Genomic DNA, 13080 nt, shown 5'->3' with positions numbered 1-13080 from the left:
AAAATTGGACATATTGGCAAAATGTGCACACAGGCGCTCAGGGCAAAAAAAGGTCGCATAGTCGCTCTATGGAAGTGGGGGTCGGAACAGGCGGGGCAAACCCGCGAAGGTCTGGAGAGGGGGCGGTCGGCCTCATCCCCGGTCGTGTTGCCATCGACTACTTCGATCCGCCTGCCAATCTGCAGCGCTATGTCACGACGCTGTTCCATTTCCGCTGCGATGAACCGGCCATCCAGGACATCCAACCGGCCGATGTCGGCAAGATCCTGCTGGTCCTGAAGGGGCGCGGCGTTGCCGACATCGATGGCCACGCTGATTTCCCGATTCCGCCATTTTCGCTGCAATCGCCCACCAGCATGGCGGTCCCGTTCCGTTTTACCGAAGGGTTCCACTCGCTGGGCGCTGCGCTGACGCCGCTCGGCTGGGCCGCGCTGACCGGACTGCCGGCGGACGAGCACGGCAATCGCATTTTTTCGATCGAGGAACTGCTCCGGGACGAGGCTCCGCTTGAATCGCTGCGCCAGCGGTATGTCGCAGGGGCGATCGAACAGGCGGCCATGGTCGAGGAGCTCTGCGCCTTTATCGCCGCCCATGTGAAGAAAGTGGTCGCCCGCCATGCGCAGCTGGTGGAATCGGTCGTCCATTGGCTCGGCACTTCGCTCGATCCTGAGCTCGAAGCGCTTTATGCGGTGTCGAGCTACTCCAGGCGCCAGACGCAGCGGCTTGTCGAACGCTATTTCGGTCTTAATCCGCGCGCCCTCAAGCGCAAGTATCGCGCGGTGCGCGCCGCTGCGATCCTGACGTCGCCAGAAACCACCGATGAGCAGGTGACAGCGGTGCAGGAGTATTTCTACGACCAGTCGCACCTGATCCGCGAGATCGGGGTCTTCGTGGGTCGCACCCCATCACGGCTGGGCGGGGGCGACAATCCGATCCTCAACAAGCTGCTCGACACGCGCAATTTCCGCATCGTAGATGCCGGCGGGGTCGATTTCGATCCGTCGATCTGAGCCAGATGCTAACGACTCGCAACAAGCGGATTTGCGTTGAAATGGCGGGAAACCGACCTTAGCTGCCTAATCGGAACGAATTGGTCCGATTTAGATATGCGCCTTTCCAACCTAGCCGACTATGCCGTGGTCACCATGAGCGCCGCCGCGCGTCATTGCGGCGGCGCGCGCACCAGCGCGGCGGAACTGGCGGCGGAAACGGGGCTGCCGGTGCCGACGGTGCAGAAGCTGGTCAGCAAGCTTACGGCAGCGGGCCTGTTGCGCTCCGTCCGCGGGGCTGGCGGCGGATTGCAGCTGGCAAGGCCGGCGGCAGCGATCACTGTGGCTGACATTGTCGAGGCGGTCGAAGGCCCGATTGCGCTGACAGCCTGCGTCGACGGGACCGAATGCTCGGTCGATCACAATTGCACCGTCAAGCCGCACTGGCCCCTGGTGAACGAGGCGCTGCGCGGCGCGCTGGCGGCGATCCCGCTGACCCAGCTGGCAAGAATTGAAGAAGTGGCATGAGCGAAGACATCGACATCCAAGACCGCGAAGCTAGGGAAGCAGCCGCCAAGGCCGCCGAGTACGAACACGGCTGGTCGGCGGACATCGAGACCGAATTCGCCGAGAAGGGCCTCAGCGAAGACACGGTCCGCTTCATCAGTGCCAAGAAGGGCGAGCCCGAATGGATGCTCGAATGGCGGCTCAAGGCGTTCCGCCTGTGGCAGACGATGGAAGAGCCTAATTGGGCCAAGGTCGGCTACCCCTGGATCGATTACCAGGACGCGTTCTACTACGCTGCGCCCAAGAAGAAGCCGACGCTGGCGAGCCTCGACGAGCTCGATCCCGAGATCAAGGCGGTCTACGACAAGCTCGGCATTCCCGTGGCGGAACAGGAAGTGCTCGCCGGGGTCGAGGGCGCGCGCAAGGTTGCGGTCGATGCGGTGTTCGACAGCGTCAGCGTCGCCACCACCTTCCGCGAGGAGCTGAAGCGCGCCGGGGTGATCTTCCTCTCGATCAGCGAAGCGATCAAGGAATACCCGGAACTGGTGAAGAAGTGGCTCGGCAAGGTCGTGCCGCAGCACGACAACTTCTTCGCCACGCTCAATTGCGCGGTCTTCTCAGATGGTACGTTCGTCTATGTCCCCGAGGGCGTGCGCTGCCCGATGGAGCTCAGCACCTATTTCCGCATCAATGCCGAGAACACCGGCCAGTTCGAACGCACGCTGATCATTGCCGAGAAGGGCGCCTATGTCAGCTACCTCGAAGGCTGCACCGCCCCGATGCGCGACGAGAACCAGCTCCACGCCGCGGTAGTAGAGCTGGTCGCGCTCGACGATGCCGAGATCAAATATTCCACGGTGCAGAACTGGTACCCCGGCAATGCCGAGGGGCTGGGCGGGATCTATAATTTCGTCACCAAGCGCGGGCTGTGCCAGGGCGCGCGCAGCAAGATCAGCTGGACCCAGGTCGAAACCGGCAGCGCGGTGACGTGGAAATATCCCTCCTGCGTCCTCAATGGAGAGGACAGCGTGGGCGAGTTCTACTCGGTCGCCGTGACCAACAACTTCCAGCAGGCCGATACCGGCACCAAGATGATCCACAACGGGCGTGGAAGCCGTTCAACCATCATCTCCAAGGGCATTTCGGCGGGCAAATCGAACAACACCTATCGTGGGCTGGTGCGGGTTGGGCCCAATGCCGACAACGTCCGCAACTTCACCCAGTGCGACAGCCTGCTGCTGGGCGACAAATGCGGCGCGCATACCGTGCCCTATATCGAGGTCAAGAACCCGACCGCGCAGATCGAGCACGAGGCGACGACCAGCAAGATCAGCGACGACCAGCTGTTCTACGCCATGCAGCGTGGCCTGCCGGAAGAAGAGGCCGTGGCGCTGATCGTCAACGGCTTCGCCAAGGACGTGCTGAAGGAGCTGCCGATGGAGTTTGCCGTCGAGGCGCAGAAGCTGCTGGCAATTTCGCTTGAGGGGAGTGTGGGGTGACTGACCGCAAAACCCTCCAGCTCCCCGATCCCTCGGAAACTGCCGATACCGCCCCTGCCATCAAGAAGCGTGGCCGCGGGTGGGAAATCTCCGAGTCCCGGCTCGATGCGCTGCACGATATGGCGCGGCAGATGCGGCGCGAGGCCTCGCCGGCGCACAAGGCGCTGGCGGAGAAGTTCGCCAAGGCCGATCTCGGCCGCCATACTTTCAAGCGCTTCGCCGTGGTTGGCAGCGCGATCGTCGATTTCAACTGCCACAGCCTCGGCATGGCGATCAGCATCGACGAGCCGGGCCAGAACGAAACCGTCGCCAAGCGCCGCGACAAGAGCCTCGAGGCCGTTGGCATCCGCGTGATGCGGATCAAGGCCGAGGATATCCTCGAGAACATGGACGCCGTCCTCGCCCGCATCACCGCCGGCATGCGGATGCGCATCGGCGACAAGAAGAACGCGGCGCGCAAGCACGCCGCGGAGAACCCCAGGCAGGACTATTCGCGGCCCCGCAACCCCGCCGCACCGCGCAGCAAAGGACCCCGCGCATGATTGCCACCGCTCTCGCTTTCGTCATGGTCGCCCAGCAGGCGGGCGATACCGTGCTGGCGATCTATCCCGAGGATCCGACGACCTGGACGCTCGACTATCCGGTGCGGATCGAGCCCTATGTCAGCGAATATTACAACTGCCTGCGCGGCGGGTCCTACGCCATCGGCAACGATATCTCGTTTGGCTCGCAATACGAGAAGGACATCCCCCGCTGCGCCAAGAAGGCGGTGGCGCTGGAGGCCGAAGCCAACGCCGCGCTCGCTGCCAGCGGCGGGGCCGATGCCACGCCGCCGTCGGAAGTCGCCTATATCTTCGACCGCGCCCGCCGCATTCACATTGCGCGCGGCAAGAGCCTCGATCTCTCGGTCCGCACCCGGCTGGCCAATTCGGCAGGCTACTCGCTCGACGGCAGCTGCGCCGCCGGGGTCCAGACGCTGATCGACCAGCGCGCCAGCTACATGCAGGCCGAGGAACTGCGGATCGAGGCGCTGGTCGGCAAGAGCGACCAGACGCCCGAGGAACAGGCGGCACTGGCGCGCTACCGCGACCAGCTCAATCGCTACAACGAACTCATCACGCTCGAACGCAGCGCATGCGCTGCGGCCAACGAGCGGGAAGCCCAGCAGAAAGCCGAACAGACCAATGCTCAGGATTGAGAACCTCCACGCCACAGTTGGTGAGGGCGAGAATGCCAAGCCGATCCTCAAGGGCCTGACCCTGGAGGTCGCGGCGGGCGAAGTGCACGCCATCATGGGCCCCAACGGCGCGGGCAAGTCGACGCTCGCCTATGTGCTGGGTGGACGGCCCGGGTATGAAGTGACGGGTGGCAGCGTGTCCTTCAACGGTCAGGATCTGCTGGCGATGGACCCGCATGAGCGGGCCGCGGCGGGCCTGTTCCTCGGCTTCCAGTACCCGGTCGAAATCCCGGGCGTATCCAACGTCCAGTTCCTGCGCGAGGCATTGAACGCCCAGCGCAAGGCGCGGGGGGAAGAACCGCTGTCGGGCGGCGAATTCCTCAAGCTGGCCAAGGACAAGGCCGCGCTGCTCAAACTCGACATGGACATGCTCAAGCGGCACGTGAACGTCGGCTTTTCGGGCGGCGAGAAGAAGCGTGCCGAGATGGTCCAGATGGGCATCCTCGATCCGCAGTTTGCGGTGCTCGACGAGACCGACAGCGGCCTCGACATCGACGCGCTGCGCGTGGTGGGCGAGGGCATCAATGCGATCATGCGTTCGCCCGACAAGGGCGTGCTGCTGATCACCCACTACCAGCGCCTGCTCGACGTGGTGAAGCCGGACAAGGTCTCGGTGCTGGCCGGCGGCCGCATCATCCAGACCGGCGGGCCGGAACTGGCCCTGCGGCTGGAGAACGAAGGCTATGACGCGGTGATGGCTGATGCCTGACGCAGCGGTCTTGCCCTCCCGTCGTGACGAGGCCTGGCGATATGCCGATATCGGCGCGCTGGAGCGGCTCGGCGTGGACGCGCTTGGGCAGTGGAAGGACATTACTCTCGCAGCCGGGGAAGCCCGTGCGCACTGCATGGTGGTCGGTAGCGACAGCCCGGAACTGCACCGCGTCCGCCTGACGCTCGGCGAGGGCGCGCGAGCGGAGATGTTCACTGTCATTGCAGGTAACGAGTCTTGCCGGGTGGAAGTGGAAGTGATGCTCGCCAAGGGCGCGCATTTCGAATTCGGCGGGGTAACAATTGGCGGCGGTGAGGCGACCCGCGAATTCGTGACGCAGGTCGTCCATGCCGAGCCTGAGGCCACTTCCAGCCAGACCATTCGCAGCGTCCATTGGGGACATGGCACCGGCAATTTCCTCGGTGAGATCAAGGTCGCCCGCGACGCCCAGAAGACCGACGCGGCGCAGGACTTCAAGGGCCTGCTGCTGGAAAAGGGTGCGAGCGCAAACGCCGTGCCGCAGCTGGAGATTTTTGCCGATGATGTGAAGTGCGCCCACGGGGCGACTGTGGGCCACCTGGACGAAGCGGCACGCTTCTACATGGCCGCGCGCGGGCTGCCGCCGCAGGTGGCCAAGCGGCTGCTGGTGCAGGCCTTTATCGCCGATGCGCTGGTGGCGATTGGCGACGATGGCGAACAGGAGCGCCTGCTAGACGCCGCGCTCGATGCGCTGGGGGACGCGGTGTGAGCAGTTCGACATCTGTGAGTCCCCGCGAAGGCGGGGACCCCAGGCGGCAAGGTGCGATGCGGCCTGAGGCCCCCGCCTGCGCGGGGGCGCATCTGCGTGCGGACTTCCCCGGCCTGCTGACCCGCGAGGGCCAGCCGTGGCACTATCTCGATACTGCAGCGACCGCGCAGAAGCCGCAGGCGGTGATCGATGCCATGGCCCGGGCGCTGGGGCCGGACTATGCCACCGTCCACCGCGGGGTCTATGCCCGCTCGGCCGAGATGACGCTTGCCTATGAAGCGGCACGGCGGCGGGTGGCGCAGTTTATCGGCGCCAGAAGCGAGACCGAAATAGTGTTCGTGCGCGGCGCGACCGAGGGGATCAATCTCGTCGCCAGCAGCTGGGGTGGCGAAAACCTGAAACCGGGCGACCGGATCATGCTCAGCGTGCTGGAGCATCATTCGAACATCGTCCCCTGGCAGATGGTGGCCCAGCGCACCGGGGCTCAAATCGATGTCTGCCCGCTGACCGATGATGGCCGGATCGATCTCGACTGGCTCGAAGCGAACCTGACCGAGGCGCACAAGATCGTCGCGCTGGCACATGTCTCGAACGTCCTCGGTTCGGTGCTGGGCGCGAAACGTGCAGCGAAGGCAGCCCATGCTGTCGGAGCAAGGCTCCTGCTCGACGGCTGCCAGAGCGCGCCGCGGATGCGGCTCGATATGGGCGAGCTGGGTTGCGACTTCTTCGTCTTCTCCGGCCACAAGCTCTATGGCCCGACCGGCATCGGGGTGCTGTGGGCGCGCGAGGAGATCTTGGATGCCATGCCGCCGTACCAGGGTGGCGGCGCGATGATTGACAGGGTCACGTTCGAGCGGACCACCTATGCCCCGCCGCCGCAGCGGTTCGAGGCCGGGACGCCGATGATCACCGAGGCCATCGCGCTGCACGCCGCGATCGACTACGTCGAGACCGCTGCCGGCCTGGGGGGCATGGAGAGCCTTTACACGCACGAGAACGCGCTGGTGCGGCAGGCGCGCGAGGCGCTCGGCCAGATCAACTCTATCCGCCTGTTCGGCCCGGAATCGAGCGCCGGCATCCTCTCCTTTGCGATGGACGGGGTGCATCCGCACGACCTCGGCACCATATTGGATGAAGAGAATGTCGCGATCAGGGCCGGCCATCACTGTGCCCAGCCCCTGATGGAGCATCTCGGTGTACCCGCCACAGCGCGGGCCAGCTTCGGGCTCTACAGCGACGAAAGCGATATCGCCGCGCTGCTGCGCGGGATCGAACGGACCCGGAGGATCTTCGCCGGAGCATGACCATGAACGACGAAACGAAGAACGACTATGTCGCCGCCCCGGCTCCGAACGAGCAGGTGCTGAGCGAGGCCGAGGCCGCGACGCTGACAAAGCCGCCGCGCGCGAAAGTGGAGGATGTCGAGGAGACTCCGCGCGAGACAATGGAGCGCAAGCGCGACTATCTCGAGGGCTTCCTGCAGAAGAAGCCGGAAAATGTCCCCGCAGGCGCACCCGGCGGCGAGCTCAACGAAGCGGTGATCGCCGCGCTGAAAGAGATCTACGACCCCGAAATCCCGGTCAATATCTACGACCTGGGCCTGATCTACGGGGTCGAGGTCGATGACGAAGGCGACGCGACCATCACCATGACGCTCACCACCCCGCATTGCCCGGTCGCCGAAACCATGCCCGGCGAAGTCGAGCTGCGTGCCTCCAGCGTGCCCGGCATCCGCGATGCCGAGGTGGTGCTGGTGTGGGACCCGCCCTGGGGCCCGAACCTGATGAGCGACGAGGCCCGCCTCGAGCTGGGGATGCTGTGATGCCCGAGACCAGAACCCGCCCCGCCCCGAAAGCCGCCGTCGTCCTCACGGATCGCGCCGAGGCCCGCATTGCCGAGCTGATGGGCAAGGCGCCTGCCGATGCGATCGGCGTCAAGCTCTCGACCCCGCGCCGCGGGTGCTCGGGCCTCGCCTATTCGGTCGATTACGTCAGCGAAGAGGCGAAGTTCGACGAGAAAATCGAGACCCCCGGCGGCGTGTTTTACATCGACGGTGCCAGCGTGCTCTACCTCGTCGGCAGCACGATGGACTGGGTCGAGGACGATTTCACCGCCGGCTTCGTGTTCGAGAACCCCAATGCCAAGGGCGCTTGCGGCTGCGGCGAATCCTTCATGGTCTGAATTCCGCCAGGGCGGGCTGCAAACGCACCCGCCCTGCGCTTGCGGTGCTCACGGACTGGTCGTCCGCTGCGCGCCGGCTCTCGGTCGAGCACGTTTTTGTCCGATGGACACCTTCGGTTCCGCTCCGCCCTGACGAAATTCGCCGGGAAACCTACTGTCCTCTCAGCGCCGCGACACAGGCGGCGCGGTCGACATCCAGCGCATCGCTCGAGCGGCGGGCATCGACATAGGTCGCGGTCGGCTCCGCACCCCGGCTGAGCGGATAGAGATAGATATCGAGCACGCAGGCTTCGCCCACGAATTGCAGCTTGCGCGCATCGCCCTCGTAGACGTCGAGCCGGGCGACCCCGAACTGGCGCTGCAACTCCTTCGCATTGGCGCCGATCACGCCTTCGAGGCCAGGCAGCTGCATGACCTTCGGTGCCAGCTGGCCGACGGCTTGCTGTGGCGGCGGCGGGGCAGGGCGTGTCGGCGGGACACGTTCGGTCACGACGCGCGGTGGCGGGGCGCTCGTCACCGGCGCGCCGGTGCTGGCGACCCTTGTCCCGGTCCCGCCGCACGCGGCGAGCATCAGGCCAAGGGGGAGAAACAGGTACTTACGCATGCGAGGTGCGATCCTTGCGCGAATGGACGAGATGGGTGGCCGCTGCCGCCCCCACTACCGGAGCAAGCAGGTTGGCGAAAGGCACTGCGAGCAATCCGGTGACTGCCGCCCCAAGGAGGAACCGGCTCGGCCCGCCGAGCGGGAGCGCGTCCTGCGATCCGGTGCGATGGCGCAGCCACACCATCTCGGTCAGCTCGCGCCCCAGCAGCACGGCGTTGACGAGGAGGAACACAACCGCCGGGCCAATCGCGGTGAACAGCAGCACCAGCGCCACGGGCAATGCCAGCGCATTGAACAGCAGAGCGCGGCCCAGGCCACGAAGGCTGTTGCGCAGGTCCTCGCGAAACGGCAGCTGCCTGGCGCTCGCGGCGGCTTGCGGATAATACTTGCGTTCGACCGCCAGCACCACCTCGTCGGCGAAGAACTGCAGCACTGCCAGCGCCACGATGCGGAACAGCAGCCAGCCGCTTACCAGCAGGATCGCCGTAGTCACGAGTGCCGTCACTCCGGGCCCATAGTCGGCGGGCATCATCGGCAGCAGCCAGGTGGCGGTCGCCCGGTCGACGGCGAACCACAGCGCCACGCCGAACACCGCGAAAATCGCCAAGGTAGTGACGATGCTCTTGGCCAGCACCCGCAGGATCGCCGGGTCTGCAAGTTGCCCCGCGGCGCGGGCGAGTGCTTTCGGGAGGCTCATCATGCTCTCGAATGCTTGTGAGTCGGGCCACCTGCCAAGTCAATCGCTCTCCTCCGGTCCGCGCCAAACAGGGCTTGGCCTGTGCATGGCGAGCGGCTAGGCGCGCCGGGTCATTCTCTCCCTTTCCCAACAGACGGATTTTCCATGACCGAACCCCGCTACGACGTCATCGCCATCGGCAACGCCGTGGTCGACGTGATCGCCTCCTGCTCGGACGAGCTGATCGAGGAGCTCGGGCTCAATCGCGGCGGGATGACGCTGGTCGATGCCGAGGGGGCGAGGACGCTCTATGCCGCCATGGGCCAGGCACGCGAGGTCTCGGGTGGCTCGGCGGCGAACACGCTGGCAGGCGCTTCGATGCTGGGCCTGCAATGCGCCTTCGTCGGCCAGGTCTGCAACGACCAGCTGGGCGAGGTCTTCACCCATGACATGCGCGCGACGGGCATCGATTTCGACACCCCGCCGCTGGAGCAGGAGCCGCCGACCGGCCGCTGTCTGATTTTCGTCACTCCCGATGGCGAGCGGACCATGAACACCTTCCTCGGCGCGGGCCAGTTCCTGCCTGCCAGCGCTCTAGACGAGGAACTGATCGCGTCGGCTGCGATCCTCTATCTCGAAGGCTATCTGTGGGACCCGGAAGAGCCGCGCAAGGCGATGCGCCGCGCGATCGAGGTGGCCCGCAGGGCCGGGCGCAAGGTCGCCTTCACCGCCAGCGAAAGCTTCGTCATCGACCGTCACGGCGACGATTTCCGCGCCATGATCGAGGACGGGGTGATCGACATCCTGTTCGTCAACGAGCATGAGCTGGCGACCTTGACCGGCGAGAGCGACTTCGAAGCCGGTGTCGCTGCGGTTGCGGGCAAGGTCCCCGTGCTGGTCGCCACCCGCAGCGCTAAGGGCGCCATCGCCATCGCTCACGGGACACGCGCCGAAGTCGCCGCCGAGCCGATCGACAAGGTCGTCGACACCACCGGCGCCGGCGACCAGTTCGCCGCCGGTTTCCTCGCCGGCTATGCCCGCGGCGAAGCGCTTCAGCGCTGCCTCAAGCGCGGCGCCATCGCCGCCGCCGAAGTGATCAGCCACTACGGCCCGCGCCCCGAGGCGGACCTGCAGGCGCTGATGGCGGAAAAGCTGGGTTAGCCTCGCTTCCGCTCCACCTCTCTCCACCCGATATCCCTTCGGCAGAAGCCGCTGGGGAAGGTGATCGCATCGACCGCCGCATAGGCCTTGCGCTGCGCTTCGGTAACGCTCGGGGCCATGGCGGTGACGTTGAGCACGCGGCCGCCGGTGGCGACGAGCCGGCCGTCCTGCATCGCGGTTCCGGCATGGAAGACCTTGGCACCCTCGGCCTCGGCTGAGCCGAGCTCGATGCTGCCGCCCTTCTCGGGCGTGCCGGGATAGCCCTTGGCCGCCATCACCACGGTCAGAGCCGTCTCCGGCAGCATCTTCGCCTCGCCGAACTCCGCCAATCGACCTTCGGCACAGGCCAGCAGCAGCGCGGCAAGGTCCTCGTCCAGCCGCTTCATCAGCACCTGGCACTCGGGATCGCCGAAGCGGGCGTTGTACTCGATCAGCTTTGGCCCCTCAGAGGTGAGCATCAGCCCGGCATAGAGCACGCCGACATAGGGCATGCCCTCGGCCCGCAGCGTGGCGACGGTAGGCTCGACGATCTCGCGCATCACCTGGCGCTGCAATTCCTTGGTCAGCACCGGGGCGGGAGAATAGGCGCCCATCCCGCCGGTGTTGGGGCCAGTGTCGCCGTCGCCCACCCGCTTGTGATCCTGCGCCGTGCCGAAGGGGATGACGGTGGTGCCGTCGGTCAGCGCGAAGAAACTGGCTTCCTCGCCCGCCATGAATTCCTCGATCACCACTTCTGCACCCGCTTCCCCGAACTGGCCACCGAACATGTCGGCCAGAGCCGCCTCGGCCTCGTCGCGGGTCTCGGCGATGACCACGCCCTTGCCAGCTGCAAGCCCATCGGCCTTGAGCACATAGGGCGGGGTGAAGCGGCCCAGCGCTTCGGTCGCCTGTTCCAGCGAGGAAGTGCGGACATAGCCTGCGGTCGGGATTCCCGCCCGCTCGCACAGGTCCTTGGTGAAGCCCTTGCTGCCTTCGAGCTGGGCCGGGGCCTTGTCCGGTCCGAACACCGCAAGGCCCGCAGCGCGCAGCGAATCGCCCAGACCATCGACCAAGGGAGCCTCGGGGCCGACCACGACCAGCCCGATGTCCTTGTCCTGGCAGAAGCCTCTCACCGCCGCATGGTCGGCCAGATCGAGCGTGACCAGCTCGGCCTCCTCGGCGATACCGGGATTGCCGGGGGCAGAGTAGAGTTTCGTCAGAGTCGGGGATTGCGCCAGCTTCCAGGCCAGCGCATGTTCGCGCCCGCCCGCGCCGATCAGAAGGATATTCATGCCAAGCCCCTACGAAGACGATGATGACAGTGCTGGCGGGCTGGTAGCGCGGGAACGGGCGGGCGACAACGCCGAGCCGCTGACAGTCAGCGCCTTGTCCGCGCTGCTCAAGCGCACGGTCGAGGACCGCTTCGGCTATGTCCGGCTGCGCGGCGAGCTGTCGGGGGTCAAGCGCGCGGCATCGGGCCACCTCTATTGCGCGCTCAAGGATGACAAGGCGCTGATCGACGGCGTCATGTGGAAGGGCACCACCGGACGGCTGGCATTCGTGCCGGAGGACGGGCTGGAAGTGATCGCCACGGGCAAGCTGACCACCTTTCCCGGCCGTTCGAAATACCAGATCGTGCTGGAAAGCCTCGAGTTGGCGGGTGAGGGCGCGCTGCTGGCGCTGCTCGAGAAAACCCGCCTGCGGCTGGAGGCCGAGGGGCTGTTCGCGCGAGAGCGCAAGCGCCCCCTGCCGTTCCTGCCCAAGGTGATCGGCGTCGTGACGTCGCCGACCGGCGCAGTGATCCGCGATATCCTCCACCGGCTGGCCGACCGTTTCCCTTCGCATGTGCTGGTGTGGCCGGTGCTGGTGCAAGGGCAGGGCGCGGCCGAGCAGGTGGCGCAGGCGGTGCGCGGCTTCGGTGCGATCGCGCCGGGCGGACCGGTTCCGCGCCCCGACCTGCTGATCGTCGCGCGCGGGGGCGGCTCGATCGAGGACTTGTGGAGCTTCAACGAGGAAGTCGTCGTCCGCGCCATCGCCGAATCGCCAATTCCCGTGATCAGCGCGGTCGGTCACGAGACCGACACCACGCTGGTCGACTATGCCGCGGATCGCCGCGCGCCGACGCCGACGGCGGCTGCAGAGATTGCGGTTCCGGTGCGCGGCGAACTTGCGGCGACACTCAGCGATTTTGCCGCCCGGCAGCAGCGCGGTGTCTTACGCCCATTATCTCTGGGGCGCGAGCGCTTGCAGGCGCGGGCGGAGCGGCTGCCGAAGATCGAGGCGCTGCTGCAACCGCAGGCACAGAAGCTCGACGAGCAGGCCGAACGGTTGCGCGGGGCGCTGAAGGATCGCGCCAGCGCCGGGCGCGAACGGCTCGGGGCGTTGAGGCTCTCGCCGCAAATGCTCGAGCGCAGTCTGCGCGATGGCCAGCGCGCACTGGCACAGGTGCGGCTGTCGCCCTCGCTGGTGGAACAGCGGTTCCGGCAAGCATCCGAGAGACTCCTATCGCTGGGCCGGGTCCATGCCTCGCTCGACCCCAAGGCACCGCTGCAGCGCGGCTATGCGCTGGTGCATGATTCCTCGGGTGCATTGGTGCGGAGCAAGGCCGCAGCTGGCAAGGAGCCGCAATTGTCGGTCGAATTCGCCGATGGTGCCTTGGCGGTGGTGCCGGTCGGATCGCCTGGCCCCAAGCCGCCTATATCCAAACCGGCGCGGAAATCGCCCCCTCGGTCGCTCGGCGGGGCACAGGAAGATTTGTTCGGTTAATCTTGGCCTGCTAGGGTTGCACCC

At 66.1% G+C, this 13080-nt stretch carries 15 protein-coding genes; 12 read left to right on the top strand and 3 right to left on the bottom strand.

What is annotated here, in order from left to right:
- Positions 1 to 68: 68 nt before the first annotated feature.
- The 10 genes from LY632_RS02395 (at position 69) to LY632_RS02350 (ending at position 7870) form a co-directional block, all read left to right on the top strand.
- Positions 69 to 1010, top strand: coding sequence for a helix-turn-helix domain-containing protein (locus LY632_RS02395; protein ID WP_234092216.1), 942 nt, complete (start codon positions 69 to 71; stop codon positions 1008 to 1010).
- 96 nt (positions 1011 to 1106) lie between these two features.
- The gene (locus tag LY632_RS02390; RefSeq protein WP_234092215.1) at positions 1107 to 1517 is read left to right on the top strand and encodes an SUF system Fe-S cluster assembly regulator; all 411 of its coding nucleotides are present in this window, start codon (positions 1107 to 1109) and stop codon (positions 1515 to 1517) included.
- Positions 1514 to 2995 carry a Fe-S cluster assembly protein SufB gene (gene sufB, locus LY632_RS02385; RefSeq protein WP_234092214.1) on the top strand — a complete coding sequence of 494 codons (1482 nt, stop codon included), beginning with the start codon at positions 1514 to 1516 and terminating at the stop codon, positions 2993 to 2995. The genes LY632_RS02390 and sufB overlap by 4 nt, the downstream gene beginning before the upstream one ends.
- Entirely contained in the window at positions 2992 to 3537 is a 546-nt protein-coding gene (locus LY632_RS02380) for an endonuclease domain-containing protein (protein ID WP_234092213.1), read from the top strand. Before sufB ends, LY632_RS02380 begins: the two co-directional genes overlap by 4 nt.
- A complete protein-coding gene (locus LY632_RS02375) occupies positions 3534 to 4193 on the top strand; it encodes a hypothetical protein (RefSeq protein ID WP_234092212.1) in 660 nt (219 codons plus the stop codon). The genes LY632_RS02380 and LY632_RS02375 overlap by 4 nt, the downstream gene beginning before the upstream one ends.
- Positions 4180 to 4941 carry a Fe-S cluster assembly ATPase SufC gene (sufC, locus tag LY632_RS02370; protein ID WP_234092211.1) on the top strand — a complete coding sequence of 254 codons (762 nt, stop codon included), beginning with the start codon at positions 4180 to 4182 and terminating at the stop codon, positions 4939 to 4941. Before LY632_RS02375 ends, sufC begins: the two co-directional genes overlap by 14 nt.
- Complete coding sequence (locus tag LY632_RS02365; protein ID WP_234092210.1) at positions 4934 to 5689, top strand: SufD family Fe-S cluster assembly protein; 756 nt, start codon at positions 4934 to 4936, stop codon at positions 5687 to 5689. Before sufC ends, LY632_RS02365 begins: the two co-directional genes overlap by 8 nt.
- 56 nt (positions 5690 to 5745) lie before the next feature.
- Positions 5746 to 6993 carry a SufS family cysteine desulfurase gene (locus tag LY632_RS02360; protein ID WP_234092209.1) on the top strand — a complete coding sequence of 416 codons (1248 nt, stop codon included), beginning with the start codon at positions 5746 to 5748 and terminating at the stop codon, positions 6991 to 6993.
- A gap of 2 nt (positions 6994 to 6995) precedes the next feature.
- Complete coding sequence (locus LY632_RS02355; RefSeq protein ID WP_234092208.1) at positions 6996 to 7511, top strand: SUF system Fe-S cluster assembly protein; 516 nt, start codon at positions 6996 to 6998, stop codon at positions 7509 to 7511.
- A complete protein-coding gene (locus LY632_RS02350) occupies positions 7511 to 7870 on the top strand; it encodes an iron-sulfur cluster assembly accessory protein (protein WP_234092207.1) in 360 nt (119 codons plus the stop codon). The genes LY632_RS02355 and LY632_RS02350 overlap by 1 nt, the downstream gene beginning before the upstream one ends.
- A 151-nt stretch (positions 7871 to 8021) precedes the next feature.
- Here LY632_RS02350 and LY632_RS02345 read toward each other — a convergent pair whose 3' ends face one another.
- Both LY632_RS02345 and LY632_RS02340 read right to left on the bottom strand, forming a co-directional pair.
- Positions 8022 to 8474 (bottom strand): hypothetical protein, encoded by a 453-nt coding sequence (locus tag LY632_RS02345; protein WP_234092206.1) that lies wholly within the window; start codon positions 8472 to 8474, stop codon positions 8022 to 8024.
- The gene (locus LY632_RS02340; RefSeq protein ID WP_234092205.1) at positions 8467 to 9174 is read right to left on the bottom strand and encodes an EI24 domain-containing protein; all 708 of its coding nucleotides are present in this window, start codon (positions 9172 to 9174) and stop codon (positions 8467 to 8469) included. The genes LY632_RS02345 and LY632_RS02340 overlap by 8 nt, the downstream gene beginning before the upstream one ends.
- Positions 9175 to 9315: 141 nt before the next feature.
- Between LY632_RS02340 and LY632_RS02335 the strand changes: the two genes are divergently transcribed.
- Positions 9316 to 10311, top strand: coding sequence for an adenosine kinase (locus LY632_RS02335; protein WP_234092204.1), 996 nt, complete (start codon positions 9316 to 9318; stop codon positions 10309 to 10311).
- Here LY632_RS02335 and purD read toward each other — a convergent pair.
- Positions 10308 to 11582 (bottom strand): phosphoribosylamine--glycine ligase, encoded by a 1275-nt coding sequence (gene purD, locus LY632_RS02330; RefSeq protein ID WP_234092203.1) that lies wholly within the window; start codon positions 11580 to 11582, stop codon positions 10308 to 10310. The genes LY632_RS02335 and purD overlap by 4 nt on opposite strands.
- Here purD and xseA point away from each other — a divergent pair.
- Positions 11581 to 13056, top strand: a complete 1476-nt coding sequence (gene xseA, locus LY632_RS02325; protein ID WP_234092202.1) for an exodeoxyribonuclease VII large subunit — start codon at positions 11581 to 11583, stop codon at positions 13054 to 13056. The two genes, purD and xseA, sit on opposite strands and share 2 nt — an antisense overlap.
- The last annotated feature ends 24 nt before the right edge of the window (positions 13057 to 13080 follow it).

The organism is Erythrobacter sp. SDW2, from assembly GCF_021431965.1.
In the GTDB taxonomy this organism is placed as follows: domain Bacteria; phylum Pseudomonadota; class Alphaproteobacteria; order Sphingomonadales; family Sphingomonadaceae; genus Parerythrobacter.
The sequence above is the reverse complement of the archived record's forward strand: the minus strand, read 5'-3'. Positions and strand labels throughout refer to the sequence as shown.

What these genes read in the sequence shown, in the direction of transcription:
- LY632_RS02335 (WP_234092204.1), top strand. Translation starts at nt 9,316, where the DNA reads ATGACCGAACCCCGCTACGACGTCATCGCCATCGGCAACGCCGTGGTC.
- LY632_RS02350 (WP_234092207.1), top strand. Translation starts at nt 7,511, where the DNA reads ATGCCCGAGACCAGAACCCGCCCCGCCCCGAAAGCCGCCGTCGTCCTC.
- LY632_RS02375 (WP_234092212.1), top strand. Translation starts at nt 3,534, where the DNA reads ATGATTGCCACCGCTCTCGCTTTCGTCATGGTCGCCCAGCAGGCGGGC.
- LY632_RS02395 (WP_234092216.1), top strand. Translation starts at nt 69, where the DNA reads ATGGAAGTGGGGGTCGGAACAGGCGGGGCAAACCCGCGAAGGTCTGGA.
- sufC (WP_234092211.1), top strand. Translation starts at nt 4,180, where the DNA reads ATGCTCAGGATTGAGAACCTCCACGCCACAGTTGGTGAGGGCGAGAAT.
- purD (WP_234092203.1), bottom strand. Translation starts at nt 11,582, where the DNA reads ATGAATATCCTTCTGATCGGCGCGGGCGGGCGCGAACATGCGCTGGCC.
- LY632_RS02340 (WP_234092205.1), bottom strand. Translation starts at nt 9,174, where the DNA reads ATGATGAGCCTCCCGAAAGCACTCGCCCGCGCCGCGGGGCAACTTGCA.
- LY632_RS02345 (WP_234092206.1), bottom strand. Translation starts at nt 8,474, where the DNA reads ATGCGTAAGTACCTGTTTCTCCCCCTTGGCCTGATGCTCGCCGCGTGC.
- LY632_RS02365 (WP_234092210.1), top strand. Translation starts at nt 4,934, where the DNA reads ATGCCTGACGCAGCGGTCTTGCCCTCCCGTCGTGACGAGGCCTGGCGA.
- sufB (WP_234092214.1), top strand. Translation starts at nt 1,514, where the DNA reads ATGAGCGAAGACATCGACATCCAAGACCGCGAAGCTAGGGAAGCAGCC.
- LY632_RS02360 (WP_234092209.1), top strand. Translation starts at nt 5,746, where the DNA reads ATGCGGCCTGAGGCCCCCGCCTGCGCGGGGGCGCATCTGCGTGCGGAC.
- LY632_RS02390 (WP_234092215.1), top strand. Translation starts at nt 1,107, where the DNA reads ATGCGCCTTTCCAACCTAGCCGACTATGCCGTGGTCACCATGAGCGCC.
- LY632_RS02355 (WP_234092208.1), top strand. Translation starts at nt 6,996, where the DNA reads ATGAACGACGAAACGAAGAACGACTATGTCGCCGCCCCGGCTCCGAAC.
- xseA (WP_234092202.1), top strand. Translation starts at nt 11,581, where the DNA reads ATGCCAAGCCCCTACGAAGACGATGATGACAGTGCTGGCGGGCTGGTA.